The sequence below is a fragment of the Nitrosopumilus oxyclinae genome (assembly GCF_013407165.1).
Lineage (GTDB): Archaea > Thermoproteota > Nitrososphaeria > Nitrososphaerales > Nitrosopumilaceae > Nitrosopumilus > Nitrosopumilus oxyclinae.
In genome coordinates, this window is sequence record NZ_CP026994.1 from 1,006,089 (window position 1) to 1,021,645 (window position 15,557).

The following is a 15,557-nucleotide window of genomic DNA, read 5'->3' on the forward strand; positions in this document are numbered from 1 at the left end:
TTTACTCTAGCGTTTTGTAAGTTACTTTATAGTAAAATCTTGAAACTTGTTCATCTTTGAGTACCTCAACATTCCAATTTGCATCAGGTAAAAATCCTTCAGAAGATTCAGGCAAAATACTGAATTTCTCTAGACGCACATCAGGTCCACTATACCTAACATTAAGACTAACTCCATCAACTTCTACAACATCATAGATTTGACCTTGTTTTCTTGTAGATTCTTTTACCAAACATTCAGCATCAGGTCCAATTATACAAGTTCCAGTTACTGTTGAGACTCTAAGATCAACATTAGATTCATCACCCCTAGATGGAGTAATCAAAGAACCACTAACAACTCTCGGAGCAAGTTTTACATCATCAACAGTTTTCTCTTCAGTAAAAATTGGAATGGTTTTATCTGCAATTCTATTTTGACTTTCAATAACAGTGTTTAATTTTGGAGCAGGTAGTTTTTCAATTACAGTAAAAGTTTTAGAACCAGTATCAAAATCGGCGTCAACTGATACCTCGTATGTACCAATTGATGTTACTTTATCAGGAATCATATATTCATAAGTAAATGAACCTGAAGGGCCAGGGCGAATTGTTTTGATAGGACCAATATTTTTTCCACAAATAAAAGAACCACAAGTTATCTGTGATTCAGATTTTTTAATTACACCAACTTCAAATTTTTCTAAATAAATTAACTTGTTAGGCTTTCCAGTAATCACTACGGTATCACCAGGATAATATTCAGACTTATCTATACCAAGCAACAAAGCTAAATCATCTTCAACTCCAAATAAAAAGTCATTAGCAACACTGAATCTAGACTCAGTTTGGGTTCCAGCATAATTTGCACGAACAACATATTCACCTTCATCAAATATGGTAGCAGGTAATTCAAAAGTACTTGAAAATTCTCCACCTTGATTTGGATATACATGTGCTTCATGAATTAATTTGAATGGAAATGATCCATCAATAATTCGCAATTGAACTCGGTCTTTAACTACTAGTCCTTCGTCACCTTGTTCACGTTGAATAACGTCACCAATTACTTTTAGTTTTTCACCGGCTTTGTACAGAGATTTTTCTGTAGATACGAAAAGAGGAGTTAGAGAAAGAGAATCATTCAGAGGATCTTTTGAGACTTTAAAGAAAATATTCTTGTTTTCAGATGGAACTGATACTTTGATTTTGTAAATTCCATAATTGGATGTTCGGACATCTCGTCCATCATCATCTTTTAATGTTGGAGGTTTTTCATAAGAAGGAACTTTCCAATCCCATGAAAAACGTTGTTTATCAACGGTTGCTCCTGAATCAGCTCTTGTACCATCAGGTCTAGTAACGGAAATTTTAACAGAATTATCACCGGTTGAAGGTAAAATTCCCGTAAGATGAACAGTTTCACCCAAACCAAATACATCCTTATTAATTGAAATTAATGCTCCATCCTCTAAATTCAGAGAATCAACAATTGAAAAAGTAGAAGTGACTGTATGTGACAAGTATTGTGCTTTAACTACATAATTACCCACAGTAAAAATATTTTTAGAAACATCTACTTGAACAGAATATCTTCCAGACGTTTCAGGAATAGCAGTAAAGTCATAATTAATCAGACCAGCACCATTTAGCCTCTTTGCTTCTTGAATATTATTAATCTGTAAAGGCTTGCCATCTTCATGAGATATCACAACCTTAACTGATGTCCCAGTACCATAACTTGCATTACTAAATGGATCTTTTACAAAACCGCTAATAGTTATTTTATCTGCAAATTCATAGATCATATCATCAGTTTGGATAGTTAATGGATCGTTTGAGGCAACAAAATTTTCAGGATCCTTTACAGCATGTGCAATAATAGTTGCAGAACCAACACTCTTAGATACTGTAATTTTGTAATCTCCTAATCTTATAGAATTATCAGGGATTTTAAAAGAATAATTGAACGAACCATCACCACTTATTTTCACACTATCTTGAATTTTAAATCCTGAATTCCCCGAAGAACCAAGTGAAGATTGTTTTGTTTGTGTAATTTCTAAATCTAAATTATTGACCCAAACATCATTTAATCTGCCACTTATGGTAACTGTTTCACCTAAACCATATGCAGGTTTATCAATCCAAAGGGATATTGGAACATCTTCTTTAATATCCTCTAAAACTTCAAACGAAGTTGTAGTGGATTTATCAGCATATTCTGCATTTATGTTGAATGTGCCATAAATTGGATTAATGGTTGTGAGATATACTTTAGTGGTGAATTTTCCATTGGTTGGGAAAAGATTTCCAGTAGAGATATCTTTGCCATTTACATCAGTAACAGTAAAAGCCATACCTTGGAATGGGAGTATTTCAGAGGCAAATCCAGTAATTATAACATGTTCACCTGGAAGATATTGAGATTTATCAGTAAGAATACTAATATCAGATTCTTCTTGGATTTTTTGTTCTAATATTTTATTTCCGACAGAAAAGGTTGTACCGGTTGTTGTATCACCATAAGTAACAACTGCATCATAAGTTCCTTCATTAATTCCTAAAACTTGATGCAAACTAAGTGTGGTTTTATAGTTTAATTTAAGATCAGGATACATTGTAACTATTTTATTAAAATTAGGTCCAGAGATTGTAATTATGATCTTTTCAGGTTGGAAAAAGGGTTTAATTTGATAAATTTCTTCAGATACACTTCCAGAAAGAACTGCCACTTCACCAAACAAGTAAGATGGTTTGTCTGAAGAAATAGAAACTACAACTCCATCAGAATTTTGTGTCTGAATTAATTTTCCATTAGATGAACCTGCAGTAGAGGTAACAAACTTCCAATCATCAGAACTATCAAAATCATATCCGTCATAGAGTCTCTGCCAGGATGTAAAAGTATTTTGAATGTCACCAAAATGAGGAGTTTTATCTATAACAACATTATTTGCATCTCTTAATTCAACTGATTCATTTGAATCAGTGAACCATAGACTTTGGTAAGAATATGTCAAATATTGTCCGGGTTTAATTATGGTACCAGGTGAAACAGTCATTGTTTTTTTAAGAACAGTTGTAGAGGCTATCTTCCATCCACTTAAATCAACATCAGAGTCAGTAGGATTGTAAAGTTCAACCCATTCAGAAATTGTTTTAGAATCATCGCCAGGAGGATTGAGGTCAACCTCATTAATTACAACATGATCAGCAGTCTGAGCATATGCTGGAACAAGAATTCCTGCAAAAAGAAGTATAGAAAATACTAGAGGTATATTTCGATTCATCGTTAATTCCTAATTTGATTGACTAAAAGACTCATTTTAGAATGGAATTGAGGAAAAGTTGAGCTTGTTGTTAAAGTCAGATATCTTAATGCCATCAAAAATTAACCTGATTTTTTGGTTTTAAGGCATGCGTAGGAATTATTCTTTAGAATAGTCACAATTAGGGCATTTTGTTTGAATAATTTTTGAGCCACATTCCATACAAATTCCATCTCCAACACTATTTTCAATCGATTTTCGTCTCTTTTCAACATACAATTTGATTGCAAAATAAAACCCAACTCCTATCAATGCAGAATAATGAAATGGGATGTATTGAGTAATGCCAAGAACAATAAGAAAAATTCCAATAATCAAAACTATATCACGTCGCTCAAATTTCATTAAAACAAAAAACTCAAGAATTGATAAAAACGTGCCGGAGCTCAGACTCAATTAGTTTAATTCATTTTCAATCAATACTCTAACTCTTCCTCATTGCTCGGCAATTGGATATGAATATGATTTGATAATAAGATGATGATGGTGGGATCGGCGAAATTTGAATTCGCGACCTCTGCGTCCCAAACGCAGAATCATACCAAGCTAGACCACGATCCCAGTAAAACCAGAAAATTGCCCAATTTAAGCTTCACAGATAATCATTTTAAAGGTAAATTCAGGATCGATATCGTGCAAACAGAGCAATACATCAAGGCAGGTAAAATTGCAGCTGAAGTAAGAGAGATGGTGAGAGTAAAAGACTGGGTAGGTAAAACAGTTTTTGAAATTTGTGAAGAAGTGGAAAATGAAATTAAAAAAAGAGGTGCTAAATGTGCATTTCCAGTAAATGCAAGTATTAATGAAATTGCAGCTCACTATACTGCAGAACCAAATGATCCAATTACAATCAAAGACACAGATTTAGTAAAAATTGATCTTGGTGCACAAATTGACGGTTACATTGCAGATACAGCAGTAACTGTTTGCTATGATGCACAATTTGACGGATTAGTTCAAGCAGCTGAAGAAGCATTAGGAAATGCAATGTCCATGATAAAAACAGGAGTAAAGGCAAGTGACATTGGACGAACCATTGAAACAACAATTAAAAAAATGGGTTTCAAACCAATTGCAAATCTTAGTGGTCACTCATTGGATCAATATACAATACATGCAGGGAAATCAATTCCAAATATTTGGTCAATTGGAGGATTTTCACTTTCAGAAAATACGGCTTATGCATGTGAACCATTTGTGACAACAGAGCAAGCAGGCGGATTTGTTAGAAATGGAAATATAAAAAATATTTTTGCATTAAATTCAAGAAAGAAAACCAAAAATGTTGAAGCAGACAAACTACTTGACTTCATTTGGGAGAATTGCAACATGTTGCCATTTGCCCTAAGATGGCTAACAAAAGAATGGGAAGAAAAAGAAGCACGTGAACTATTAGATTTTTTGATAAAGAAAAAAGCAGTTCAAGCGTACCCTATACTAATTGAAGTTAATGAACAAAGAGTAGCACAAGCAGAACACACATTCATTCCTAATGAGAATGGAGTTACAGTAACTACAAAGGCTGAATAAAAAAATCATGAAGGCATGAGTGAAGAAGTCAGAGCATGCCCAAAATGTGGCGGATTTATGTTTAGAGAACAAGGAGAAGCGGCAACATGGTTTTGTCCTTCTTGTAATGTGAAATACAAAACAGAGTAATCAAGAAATTATTGTTCTACTGTTTCACCAAAAATTTTCTCAATTCTAGTGTGTCCATCACAAGAGGCACATTTTAAGAGGGTAGCAAACAAGACATCACCATGATTGAATTTTCTTTTAGTCAAGGTACCACATTTGGTGCATTGCTCTACAGTATATTCCGTTGTAATTTTTTTCTTGGAGAAAATCATTGGGGAACTCCAGATGTATTTCCAACACCAATTATTACAACAGATTGACCAGATTTAGTATTTTCAAGGATCATTTCATTTAATTGTAATCGAACAATTTCTGCAGTATCAGCAATGTCTTCGGTCATCAAAGTGATGGCTTCTTTAACTGATTGTTTGACTACAATTGAAAATATCGGAACATTGTTTGTTGTTGCAACGGCTTCAATTTGAAATCGTTCTGTACCAATTCCTCCAATAGCAGCACCAAAGCCTTGAGCAATAGATGCAGAATCCTCACCTTCCATTTTCAATGCAGCATCAATCATTATTATTGCATCAATTTTATTTTCAGACATAATTTTTTCTAGCCCGTCTGCAGGTCTGCCAACTGTAGAAGCAGGACCTTCAGCTTTTAAAAGAAACAATTTTCTATCTTCAAAATCAATTTTTGAAAGAGATGTTTGAAATGCAATAGTTTCTTTTTCATGTTCCAACATCATTTTTCCAACAACCATCGGACCAATTCCATCACCAACAGGCTGATCAGATTTGAATGCAGGGATTGCCTCTATCATAGCCTCTGCTTGCTCCATAATGAAGGGCAGAAGCATTTGAAGGGGTAAAATTAAAGGATAATTATTTTGTTTTTTGGCAGTCAAGAACATGTGATTAACTATTTTGTAAATCATTTGTAGTGAAGATGCAATTTCAAGTAAGGTTTGGATTTTATTTAATTCAATATCATTCATTTCAGGTGACAGAGATTTTACATGAGATCTAGTGTAATCTTCTCTAGACCTAACTGTGTGATGGACTTTGTCAACAATTCCATTAGGATCCATATCAACTGGCATGATTGTAAAATATTCTAAAAATTTATCAATTTTTTTTACAGGGTCATTTTTTACTTTTAAATTATTTTTAACATAATTAATTAATTCAGTTCTAGACTCTTCTCTGAAATTGTCTAATTTTTTAAGTCCTTTTTTAATTTCTCTAGAGGTAACAAAAAGCTGTATTTGTTGTCCATAAAATACGAAAAGAATTATCGGAAGAATCCAAACAATCATCAACAATGGGTTTGAATCATCACCCATCGAAAACAACTGATCTAAATCAAAATTTGTAAAATTCACTAGAATCAATATTTTTCAGAACCAAATTAAAGCATTCGTCCTAATTTCAAATAGCACAACACAACTGAAAATGAAAAAATGTGTTTTTTAAGCAGAATAATGGCGAGTGCTTTTATTATAGTTTAAAGACAAAAAAAGCCGAATATGCCACAAACAAAACCAATGGTGAGTGTAGAAAACGTTGTAGCTTCAGCAGACGTAATGCAAAAAATGGACTTGAATGATATTACTAGGAAATTTCCAGATGTAGAGTATCATCCAGACTCATTTCCAGGACTAGTATTCAGATTAAAAACTCCAAAAACGGCAACATTGATTTTCACGTCAGGTAAAATGGTGTGCACTGGTTCAAAATCCGAAGAATTGGCAAAAAAAGCAGTAAAAACAGTAGTACAAGATCTTCGAAAAGGAGGAATTAAGGTCAAAAAAAACGCAGTAGTAACAATTCAAAACATTGTGGCATCCATCAATTTAGGTGGAAAAATCCATTTGGAACAAGCTGCAAGAACATTACCACGAAGTATGTATGAACCTGAACAATTCCCAGGTCTTATTCATAGAATGGTAGATCCAAAGACAGTCATTTTATTATTCTCATCAGGAAAACTTGTATGTACAGGAGCTAAACATGAAGAAGACGTGTATCGTTCTGTAAATAATCTACACGCATTACTTGAAGAAAAAGAATTAATGATTTATGATTAATTTTCCAAATCAAAAACTAATTTTCATTAATTTTAATTTAAAAAAATAATTTCTAATTTAGATTATTTAATTGGACTTCCTAAAGGAACATCTTCTGTCACAGTCAACCAGAAAGGTTTGTCATCCACATCAGCTGCCAACAACATTGCATTTGATTCAACTCCTGCCATTTTTTTTGGTTCAAGATTTGCAATTACAATAACAGTTTTTCCAACTATATCTTCAGGTCGATAATATTGTGCGCCTCCAATTATTACATCACGTTGATCATCATCACCCAAATCAATTCTACCTTTGATAATCCTAGATTTACCCTCAATTGGTTCAGTCGCAATAATTTTAGCAACACGAATGTCTAACTTTGCAAAGTCATCATAAGTTATCGTAGACATGATAAAACCTAATTTTCCCCGTTAAAATGAATTTCGAATTTCATTGTAAATCTTTTTTGTTAATCCCACTTGTTTCAATCTCATACCTTAATGCTGCAGGAATTTCCATATACTTTTTGTTAACTAATTCAACAATTTGATCTTCAGGAACATTGACTTTTTTCAATAATTTCCCTCGTTGATGAGCATATGCATTTTTCCAAAAACCTGCACCATCTAAAGTTTCAATTTTTGGCATGTATTTTGTTGGTTTCATTTTTTTTCAAGTTTTAAGGGACTGTGACCGAAGAATGGCAAACGCCATTGGAACTGGAGTTAATGTTCCGGATTTTAGGCATGTTACCGATCACAGTCTATTTGAAACATTGTAAGAATCTAATATATTTAATGCGGAAGAGGGGACTTCATTCTATGGCTACAATCCAAGTTGAAGTAGAAATCAATGCCTCAATAGACAAAGTGTGGGATATTGTTTCAGATATAGATAATGAACCAAAGTTTTGGAAGGGCACAAAAGAAGTCAGAAATATTTCAAAAGAAGGTAATACCATCAGTAGAGAAGTCATAATTGCGTTTAGAGATCAAAAATGCTTACAAGAAGTAAAAATTTACCCAAAAGAGAAAATTGAAGCACGATTCACCAAAGGTATAATCGATGGTGAAAAAATAGTATCATTGTCAGTCAAAGGTGAAAAAACAATACTTTCAACATATTGGGATATCAAACTAACAGGAGTGATGGGCATGTTTACAGGTATGATTAAAAAACACATCAAAAGTGGTACAAAGCAAGCCATGCAAAGTATCAAAGAAGAAATCGAGAGATAGATTTCATGGATTTAATCCTAGATATTTTCAATTATACATTAACTGCAATTCTAATTGGAATTTGTGGCGCATGGATTTTTCTTATCAAATCAATGCTTGAGTCATTTAGATTAACACCATATTTAGATAAATTTGAAAATACATCTAAAACAAATCCCAAAGTTTCAATAATTTTACCAGCAAGAAACGAAGAAGAGTTCATTGAAAAATGCCTAGATTCACTAGTTAAACAAAACTATGAAAATTATGAAATCATTGTAGTTGATGATTCGTCAGAAGATAAAACAGGAGAAATAATTTCAGAATATGCAAAAAAATATCCAAAAATAATTCCAGTATCTGCAAGCCCAAAACCGGATGGATGGATGGGAAAGAACTGGGCATGCATGGAAGGTTACAAAAAAGCAACCGGTGAATTATTACTTTTTACTGATGCAGACACAAAACATGCAGAAAATGTCATAACACTTGCAGTAACTCATTTGAATTCATTTGGATTGGATGCATTATCAGCAATACCAAAAATGTTAACATTTGATTTTTGGACAAACATCACACTTCCAATGATTTCAACATTCTTGCATACTAGATTTTCAGCATTAAATGTAAACAATCCAGAAAAAAAGACAGGTTATTTTTTTGGGAGTTTCTTTATTCTTAAAAAAACAACATATCAAGAAGTGGGCACTCATGAAGGAGTCAAGCAAGAAATTATTGAAGACGGAGCATTAGGGAAAAAAGTCAAGGAGGCAGGATATAAAATGAAAATGGTTCGTGGAGAACATCTCATCGAAGCTATTTGGGCACGAGATAAGGGAACTTTATGGAATGCTCTAAAGAGGCTAATGGTGCCACTCTATCTACAGAGTGGAAAAATTGCAATAGGGATATTTTTTGCAATAGTATTTTTGTTATTTATCCCATTTCCAATATTCACAATTTCATCTATATTCCCAATAGAGTCAATATCTGCAAAAATACTTTGTATTGCATCTGCAATCGCTTCAATTCTGATTTACATTGGAGCAATTATTGAAGTGAAAATAGGTTTAAAATTAAAATTAGCATATGCAATATTTGCACCAGTAGGAAGTTTAGTAGTAGTCTTAGGATTTTTGAGTGGGTTGCTACAAGCTAAAAGAACATCTGCAGTAACATGGAGAGGTAGAAGTTATTCAATGAAAGATCATTCTCAAAGTTCAATTAGTGTATAGCAAGCCTTTTAGATAGAAAGTAAGAAATAAAAAATCTCATGGACAAATCAGGAGTATTTGTAGGTGGGGCAATAGGAGCAGCAATAACATTAGTTATTGTTGCAGTACTGTTTATCTCATCACCAGAATTAGCAGAACCAGATATCATAAATGATAATACAAACATAGTTGCCGAAGCGTCTCCATTAATTTCCAAGAAGTTATCATTAATTGAAATTTTTGAAAAATCAGAACCAGGAGTAGTTAGAGTTAATGTTCAAAGAGGGGAATCCGAAGAAGTGAAAGGAGGTGTAGGTTCAGGTTTTGTTTTTGACAAGAAAGGGCACATCATAACAAATGCACATGTTGTAAAAGATGCAAACAAAGTAGTAGTCACATTTCTCGATGGTAGATCATATAACGCAGATATTATTGGAGTTGATACATACACAGACATTGCCATCATCAAAGTTAATGCAGATTTAGCTTTGTTACATCCATTATCCATTGGAGATTCTTCAAATCTCAAAGTAGGAGAACAGATTGCTGCAATTGGTAATCCATTTGGATTATCAGGATCTATGACTTCTGGAATTATTAGTCAATTAGGCAGATTACTTCCAACTGAATCAAACTATCAAATTCCAGATGTAATTCAAACAGATGCTGCAATCAATCCTGGCAATTCTGGAGGACCACTACTCAACATGCGTGGTGAAATAGTTGGAATTAACACTGCAATACAATCAACAACAGGAGAATTTACAGGGGTTGGGTTTTCGATTCCATCACAGACAGTTGCAAAAATTGTTCCAACATTAATTGAAGATGGAGAATACAAACATCCATGGATTGGAATTTCAGGTAGAGACATTGATCCAGACATGGCGAAGGTTTTGAATGTAAAAGAGGCAGTTGGATTCTTAGTAATTACAGTGGTAGAAGATAGTCCAGCATTTCGTGCAGGATTGATTGGTTCTGAAAAAACCATCGAAGTTGACGGAGTCAACTATCCATTAGGAGGAGATATTATTTTAGCAGTTGATGGAAAAGAAGTCAGAAAAATTGATGATATTTTGGTTCATTTGCAAAGAGCAAAGACAGTAGGTGATGAAATGGTATTAGAAATTCTAAGGGATGGAAGGACTACAAATGTCACAATATTACTAGATGAAAGACCAAATGGAAATTAAATCAATACAAGCATAAATACTTCCTAAAAAGAAATCCTTCTGTTGAACAATCTTGTCTTTGATTCAGAGAGTTTAAACCAGATTTTAGAAAATAAGCCAGCCTCCCGTCAAGAAATAATCGAAATATATCAAAAGGCAACAACAAATCCAGATAACTTGTATCAAGTCTCACAAAATTTAAGAAAGAAATTTAAAAATAATTCTGTAACCTTTTCAAAAAAAGCATTTTTCAATATTGTAAATTTATGCAAAGATACTTGTTCATATTGTACTTACAAATCTGAACCGGGAGAAGCAAAACTTTCGTTGATGTCAAAACAACAGATTACTGAATTACTAACACTTGCAAAAAAATACAGATGTGTGGAAGCACTTTTTGTCACAGGGGAACAACCAGAGCAAAGATATCAAGAAGCTCGAGATTGGTTAAAAGAAAACGGGTTCAAATCTACTGTAGAATATCTGATTCATTCATCAGAACTGGCATTAGAAATGGGGATGTTCCCACATACAAATGCAGGAAATCTAAATTATGAAGAGATGAAAGAATTGAAAAAAACTAATGTGTCAATGGGAGTAATGCTAGAAAATGTCAGTGAGCGATTAACAGAAAAAGGAATGCCACATCATTTAGCAGCAAGTAAAAGACCAAAAGCAAGATTAGCAATTTTAGAAAATTCTGGAAAACTAGGCATACCAATGACTACAGGGATTCTAGTAGGCATAGGAGAAACAATAGATGAAATTATTGATTCATTATTTGCAATTAAACAACTTAACGACAAACATGGAAATATTCAAGAAGTTATTTTACAAAACTTTCAGCCAAAACCAGATACTAGAATGAAAAACGAACCATCAGCTGATGAAAAATACTTCAAACTAGTTGTTGCATTATCAAGGATCATCATGCCACAAATGAATATACAGATTCCTCCAAATCTATCTCCAAAATCATATCAGAGTTTCTTATCAGTGGGAATAAATGATTGGGGAGGAATATCTCCACTCACTCCAGACTTTGTAAATCCCGAATTTTCTTGGCCAGAAATTAACAAAGTAGATGATTATTCGAAAAAAGCAGGCTTTGATTTAAAATGCCGATTCCCAATATACCCAGAGTATTTTTCTTTTATTAGTAAAGAGTTAAGAGATAAGATATCAGTCATTGAAGATGAGGAAGGATTCGTAAAAGAGGAATATTGGAGATGATTACTAACATAGATTCACTTTTCAAAAATGCCGATCCCATAATAGCAGGAATTCTAAACGATGCATTATCTGAAAAAGAAATTTCAGCAGATGACGGATTAAAATTATTCAAAGTGCAAGGAATTGACTTTCATTTAGTAGGTCTCGTTGCAGACGAATTAAGAAAGAGACGAGTCGGGGATATAGTGTCATATGTAGTAAATAGAAATATCAATTTTACAAATGTCTGTATCAAACAATGCGGTTTTTGTGCATTTAGTAGAGATTTCAGAGAAGAAGAAGGGTATTTTCTTCCAAACGAAGAGATTGTACGAAGAGCAAAAGAAGCATATCAGTTAGGAGCGACTGAAGTTTGCATTCAGGCAGGACTACCACCAGATATGGAGGGGGATTTGTATGAAAAAATTTGCAGAGATATTAAAAAAGAGATTCCAGATATTCATATTCACGGTTTTTCCCCCGAAGAAATTCTCTATGGAGCAACTCGCTCAAATGTATCAATTGAAGAATTTTTAAAAAGAATGAAAGAGGCGGGGGTAAACACACTTCCTGGCACATCAGCTGAAATTCTTGATCAAAAACTAAGAGATAAAATCTCTCCAGGTAGAATTAGTGTTGAAAATTGGGAGACAGTTATCAAAAGTGCCCATAAAATGGGAATTAATACAACCTCAACTATGATGTTTGGACATGTGGAAACACTTGAAGATAGGGTAAAACATATCGTGCGTTTAAGAGAAATTCAAAAAGAAACAGGAGGATTTACAGAATTTGTCCCACTAAATTTCATACATACAGAAGCTCCAATGTACAAACACCAATTACATGAAGGGATAAGACAAGGAGGTAGCGGAAATGATGTTTTACTCACACATGCAGTTTCAAGAATCATGTTAAATAATTCGATTGATAATTTACAAATGTCATGGGTAAAAGAAGGACAAAAAATGTCACAGTTACTACTCATGTGGGGAGCAAATGATTTTGGAGGAACATTAATCAACGAAAGTATTTCAACATCTGCAGGTTCAGAATATGGTCAATTGTTAAAACCTAAAGAAATTAGAAGAATGGTAAAAGAAATTGGAAGAATTCCAGCTGAAAGAAACACACATTATGAAATTCTGAAAAAATTTGACGGTGAAGAAGAGATAGAAGATAAATTAGATAATGTCACAGACAAGCAATTTGGATCATATGTAGAATTAATTAAAATAAATAAATATAATTATAAAAATCCAAGGAAACAATAATTTGTCAGCCTTAGAAAAGGCACTCAGTCATTCAAAAAAATTAAAAATTGATGAATGTGATGTTACTTTAGTAAAGAAAAAAATTACTACAATCAGAATTACAGATTCAGAAATTGTTGAGATTAAACAGAATTTTGATAAGAGTTTTGGAATTAGACTAATTCATGATAAAAAAATTGCGTCCATGCAGACAACAAATGAAGAAGACATAGAACATACAATGCAGAAAGCCTTGAGAGTAACATCAAATCTCAAATCAAGGGAATTTTGGGAAGGACTGCCAGATAAAGCATATCATATTCAATTAGAGGGAACATTTGATACAAAACTAGATCAGATTTCAGGTACTGAATGCACGGATATCGCACAAAATATGATTAATTCTGCAAATAATGATAAAGTAGATACGATTACAGGATCACTCCACATAGTATCTGAAAAATATCAATTGATGAATTCCCATGGACTTGATTTTATCGATAAATCCACATACATTTCAGGAATAATTAATGCAGAATCAGAACATGGAGAGACGCCAGTATCAGGAATAGGACATTCATGTGGTAGAACATTATCAAATTTTTCACCACAGCAGATAGGCAAAGATGCAAAGACAATGTGTATAGAGTCAATAAATCCACAGAAAATTAATTCCGACACATATTCCATAATTTTTGAACCGTATTCAGTAGGAGAATTATTAGCTTTTGTTATTGCATCTAATTTTAATTTTAAAACATTTAGAGAAAAGAAAAGTTGTTTTTCAGATAGTTATGAAAAAAAAATTGCAGTTGAACAACTTAATTTAATTGATGATCCACACATACCAGAAGGGATTGGAACAAAATCAATAGACGATGAAGGAACCAAAACGCAAAAACAGAATCTTATAGAAAAAGGTATTTTCAAAAATACATTTTCTAATTTATTTGATAGTTATAAAGAAGGAAAACAATCAACAGGCAATGCATCACGTCCGGGCTCCCCCATGGGAAGGAGTTCTGAGCCAATTCCGATATCATCTCCACATAATCTGAAAATAGTTTCAGGAGATCATTCTCAAGAAGAGATGATTAGAGAAACAAAGCACGGATTACTTGTAGGAAGACTATGGTACACATATGCAGTGAATCCAATTAGAGGAGATTTTTCATGTACTGCAAGGAGTGGAATTAGAATTATTGAGAATGGAAAAATTATAGGCCCAGGAAAATCAGTCAGAATAATTCACAATCTTCCAAACATGTTGAAAAATATTTCAGCCATTGGAAATAATCAAAGAAATATTATCCAATGGGCATCACTTCCATCAATTGCTCCTTCATTAAAGGCCGAAAACATTGCAGTAAATTCCATTTAGGCTCAAATTTAGGCACAAATTACTTGAAAAAGGTGACTATGAGATATGCAACATAGCCAATAGATAAAGCAATACCCATTGCCCTACCAATAATTCCAGTTTTCAAAGCAATCAATAAAGATAGACTGAAAATAATCATAATTGCATAATCAACATAAACATCAGCACCAACCATTACACCTCCAAGTGCAGCACCAACTCCCATAATCATCAAAATATTGTAAATGTTACTTCCAATAATATTTCCAACACCAATGTCTGCATGACCTTTTCTAATTGCAATAATTGATGTGATTAATTCTGGAAGAGAAGTTCCAATTGCAATCACAGTCAAACCTATAACCTTCTCAGACAATCCAAATTCTTTAGCTAAAATCACAGCATTGTCAACAGTTAATAGCGCACCAACATACAAGAGAACCACTCCAATTGCAATTAATCCTGCAGATTTTAGATAAACATTGTTTGCACCTTGTTTGATTTCTTGTTTAATTTCTTGGTTAGTTTCTTGTTTAATTTCTTGGTTAGTTTCTTCTTTGTTTTCTGCTCTTTGTTTCATTGCATCTTTAAATGTATAATAAGCAAATACACCCAAACCGGCAAGTAATAAAACACCATCATATTGAGAAATTTCTCCATCAATTGAAATTAAAATTAAAAGTAATGAAACACCAAGCATGATTGGGATTTCTTTTCTTAAAATTGATTTGCTTACAGCAAGTGGAATAATTATTGCAGATAGACCAATCACCATACCAACATTTGCAATGTTACTACCTACAATATTTCCCAAAATAATTGCACTGTGTTCGCCAGCAGCTGCAATACTTGCTGCAAGTTCAGGAGTAGATGTACCATATGCAACTATTGTCATTCCAATTATCAAATTACTGGTACGGAATTTTCTTGCAATTGCAACACCCCCACTTACTAGCCAGTTACCACCGAAGCATAGCATAACTAAACCAACAATAGTCAGTATAGCACTTATTGCAATTTCCACAAATTGATTTTAGATTTTGGTTGTTTAAATCAGGTGATACATCATAATTTCACAAATCAAACAATTCAAGCTAATTCCAAATCACACAGATCTAGGCACGATCAGGTGTAAAAAAACCAGCTGGGAAGATCAACAAAGAT

At 33.3% G+C, this 15,557-nt stretch carries 15 protein-coding genes and 1 tRNA gene; 8 read left to right on the forward strand and 8 right to left on the reverse strand.

Going from position 1 to position 15,557, the window contains the following annotated elements:
* Position 1: 1 nt before the first annotated feature.
* From C5F49_RS06055 to C5F49_RS06065, 3 genes are all read right to left on the reverse strand, one after another.
* Positions 2 to 3,271, reverse strand: coding sequence for a lamin tail domain-containing protein (locus C5F49_RS06055; protein WP_179362113.1), 3,270 nt, complete (start codon positions 3,269 to 3,271; stop codon positions 2 to 4).
* A gap of 138 nt (positions 3,272 to 3,409) precedes the next feature.
* Complete coding sequence (locus C5F49_RS06060; protein ID WP_246275298.1) at positions 3,410 to 3,655, reverse strand: hypothetical protein; 246 nt, start codon at positions 3,653 to 3,655, stop codon at positions 3,410 to 3,412.
* 139 nt (positions 3,656 to 3,794) lie between these two features.
* Positions 3,795 to 3,871, reverse strand: a tRNA-Pro gene (locus tag C5F49_RS06065).
* Positions 3,872 to 3,943: 72 nt separating this feature from the next.
* On the opposite strand from C5F49_RS06065, the gene map reads away from it, so the two are divergent.
* Entirely contained in the window at positions 3,944 to 4,840 is an 897-nt protein-coding gene (gene map, locus C5F49_RS06070; RefSeq protein ID WP_179362114.1) for a type II methionyl aminopeptidase, read from the forward strand.
* Between the two features lie 137 nt (positions 4,841 to 4,977).
* Here the strand turns inward: map and C5F49_RS06075 are convergent, their stop codons facing one another.
* Complete coding sequence (locus C5F49_RS06075) at positions 4,978 to 5,160, reverse strand: hypothetical protein (protein WP_179362115.1); 183 nt, start codon at positions 5,158 to 5,160, stop codon at positions 4,978 to 4,980.
* Complete coding sequence (locus tag C5F49_RS06080; protein ID WP_218841235.1) at positions 5,157 to 6,278, reverse strand: DUF1512 domain-containing protein; 1,122 nt, start codon at positions 6,276 to 6,278, stop codon at positions 5,157 to 5,159. Before C5F49_RS06080 ends, C5F49_RS06075 begins: the two co-directional genes overlap by 4 nt.
* Positions 6,279 to 6,422: 144 nt before the next feature.
* On the opposite strand from C5F49_RS06080, the gene C5F49_RS06085 reads away from it, so the two are divergent.
* Positions 6,423 to 6,983 carry a TATA-box-binding protein gene (locus C5F49_RS06085; protein ID WP_179362116.1) on the forward strand — a complete coding sequence of 187 codons (561 nt, stop codon included), beginning with the start codon at positions 6,423 to 6,425 and terminating at the stop codon, positions 6,981 to 6,983.
* 62 nt (positions 6,984 to 7,045) lie between these two features.
* Here C5F49_RS06085 and C5F49_RS06090 read toward each other — a convergent pair whose 3' ends face one another.
* Positions 7,046 to 7,375 carry a tRNA-binding protein gene (locus C5F49_RS06090; protein WP_179362117.1) on the reverse strand — a complete coding sequence of 110 codons (330 nt, stop codon included), beginning with the start codon at positions 7,373 to 7,375 and terminating at the stop codon, positions 7,046 to 7,048.
* 40 nt (positions 7,376 to 7,415) lie between these two features.
* A complete protein-coding gene (locus C5F49_RS06095) occupies positions 7,416 to 7,631 on the reverse strand; it encodes a hypothetical protein (RefSeq protein ID WP_014964802.1) in 216 nt (71 codons plus the stop codon).
* Positions 7,632 to 7,786: 155 nt separating this feature from the next.
* Between C5F49_RS06095 and C5F49_RS06100 the strand changes: the two genes are divergently transcribed.
* The 6 genes from C5F49_RS06100 to C5F49_RS06125 are packed head-to-tail and all read left to right on the forward strand — an operon-like array spanning position 7,787 to position 14,414.
* Positions 7,787 to 8,203, forward strand: a complete 417-nt coding sequence (locus C5F49_RS06100; RefSeq protein ID WP_179362118.1) for a type II toxin-antitoxin system RatA family toxin — start codon at positions 7,787 to 7,789, stop codon at positions 8,201 to 8,203.
* Positions 8,204 to 8,208: 5 nt separating this feature from the next.
* Entirely contained in the window at positions 8,209 to 9,417 is a 1,209-nt protein-coding gene (locus tag C5F49_RS06105) for a glycosyltransferase family 2 protein (protein ID WP_179362119.1), read from the forward strand.
* Between the two features lie 38 nt (positions 9,418 to 9,455).
* Positions 9,456 to 10,589 (forward strand): S1C family serine protease, encoded by a 1,134-nt coding sequence (locus C5F49_RS06110; RefSeq protein ID WP_179362120.1) that lies wholly within the window; start codon positions 9,456 to 9,458, stop codon positions 10,587 to 10,589.
* Positions 10,590 to 10,631: 42 nt separating this feature from the next.
* Positions 10,632 to 11,801 (forward strand): 7,8-didemethyl-8-hydroxy-5-deazariboflavin synthase subunit CofG, encoded by a 1,170-nt coding sequence (cofG, locus tag C5F49_RS06115; protein ID WP_179362121.1) that lies wholly within the window; start codon positions 10,632 to 10,634, stop codon positions 11,799 to 11,801.
* Complete coding sequence (cofH, locus tag C5F49_RS06120; RefSeq protein WP_179362122.1) at positions 11,798 to 13,054, forward strand: 5-amino-6-(D-ribitylamino)uracil--L-tyrosine 4-hydroxyphenyl transferase CofH; 1,257 nt, start codon at positions 11,798 to 11,800, stop codon at positions 13,052 to 13,054. The genes cofG and cofH overlap by 4 nt, the downstream gene beginning before the upstream one ends.
* Position 13,055: 1 nt before the next feature.
* The gene (locus C5F49_RS06125; protein WP_179362123.1) at positions 13,056 to 14,414 is read left to right on the forward strand and encodes a TldD/PmbA family protein; all 1,359 of its coding nucleotides are present in this window, start codon (positions 13,056 to 13,058) and stop codon (positions 14,412 to 14,414) included.
* A gap of 19 nt (positions 14,415 to 14,433) precedes the next feature.
* Here the strand turns inward: C5F49_RS06125 and C5F49_RS06130 are convergent, their stop codons facing one another.
* Positions 14,434 to 15,417, reverse strand: coding sequence for a calcium/sodium antiporter (locus C5F49_RS06130; RefSeq protein ID WP_179362124.1), 984 nt, complete (start codon positions 15,415 to 15,417; stop codon positions 14,434 to 14,436).
* Positions 15,418 to 15,557: the final 140 nt, after the last annotated feature.

Coding starts and splice junctions, on each gene's coding strand:
- C5F49_RS06100 (WP_179362118.1), top strand. CDS start 7,787: ATGGCTACAATCCAAGTTGAAGTAGAAATCAATGCCTCAATAGACAAA.
- C5F49_RS06090 (WP_179362117.1), bottom strand. CDS start 7,375: ATGTCTACGATAACTTATGATGACTTTGCAAAGTTAGACATTCGTGTT.
- C5F49_RS06075 (WP_179362115.1), bottom strand. CDS start 5,160: ATGATTTTCTCCAAGAAAAAAATTACAACGGAATATACTGTAGAGCAA.
- C5F49_RS06055 (WP_179362113.1), bottom strand. CDS start 3,271: ATGAATCGAAATATACCTCTAGTATTTTCTATACTTCTTTTTGCAGGA.
- C5F49_RS06085 (WP_179362116.1), top strand. CDS start 6,423: ATGCCACAAACAAAACCAATGGTGAGTGTAGAAAACGTTGTAGCTTCA.
- C5F49_RS06105 (WP_179362119.1), top strand. CDS start 8,209: ATGGATTTAATCCTAGATATTTTCAATTATACATTAACTGCAATTCTA.
- C5F49_RS06095 (WP_014964802.1), bottom strand. CDS start 7,631: ATGAAACCAACAAAATACATGCCAAAAATTGAAACTTTAGATGGTGCA.
- C5F49_RS06060 (WP_246275298.1), bottom strand. CDS start 3,655: ATGAAATTTGAGCGACGTGATATAGTTTTGATTATTGGAATTTTTCTT.
- C5F49_RS06110 (WP_179362120.1), top strand. CDS start 9,456: ATGGACAAATCAGGAGTATTTGTAGGTGGGGCAATAGGAGCAGCAATA.
- cofH (WP_179362122.1), top strand. CDS start 11,798: ATGATTACTAACATAGATTCACTTTTCAAAAATGCCGATCCCATAATA.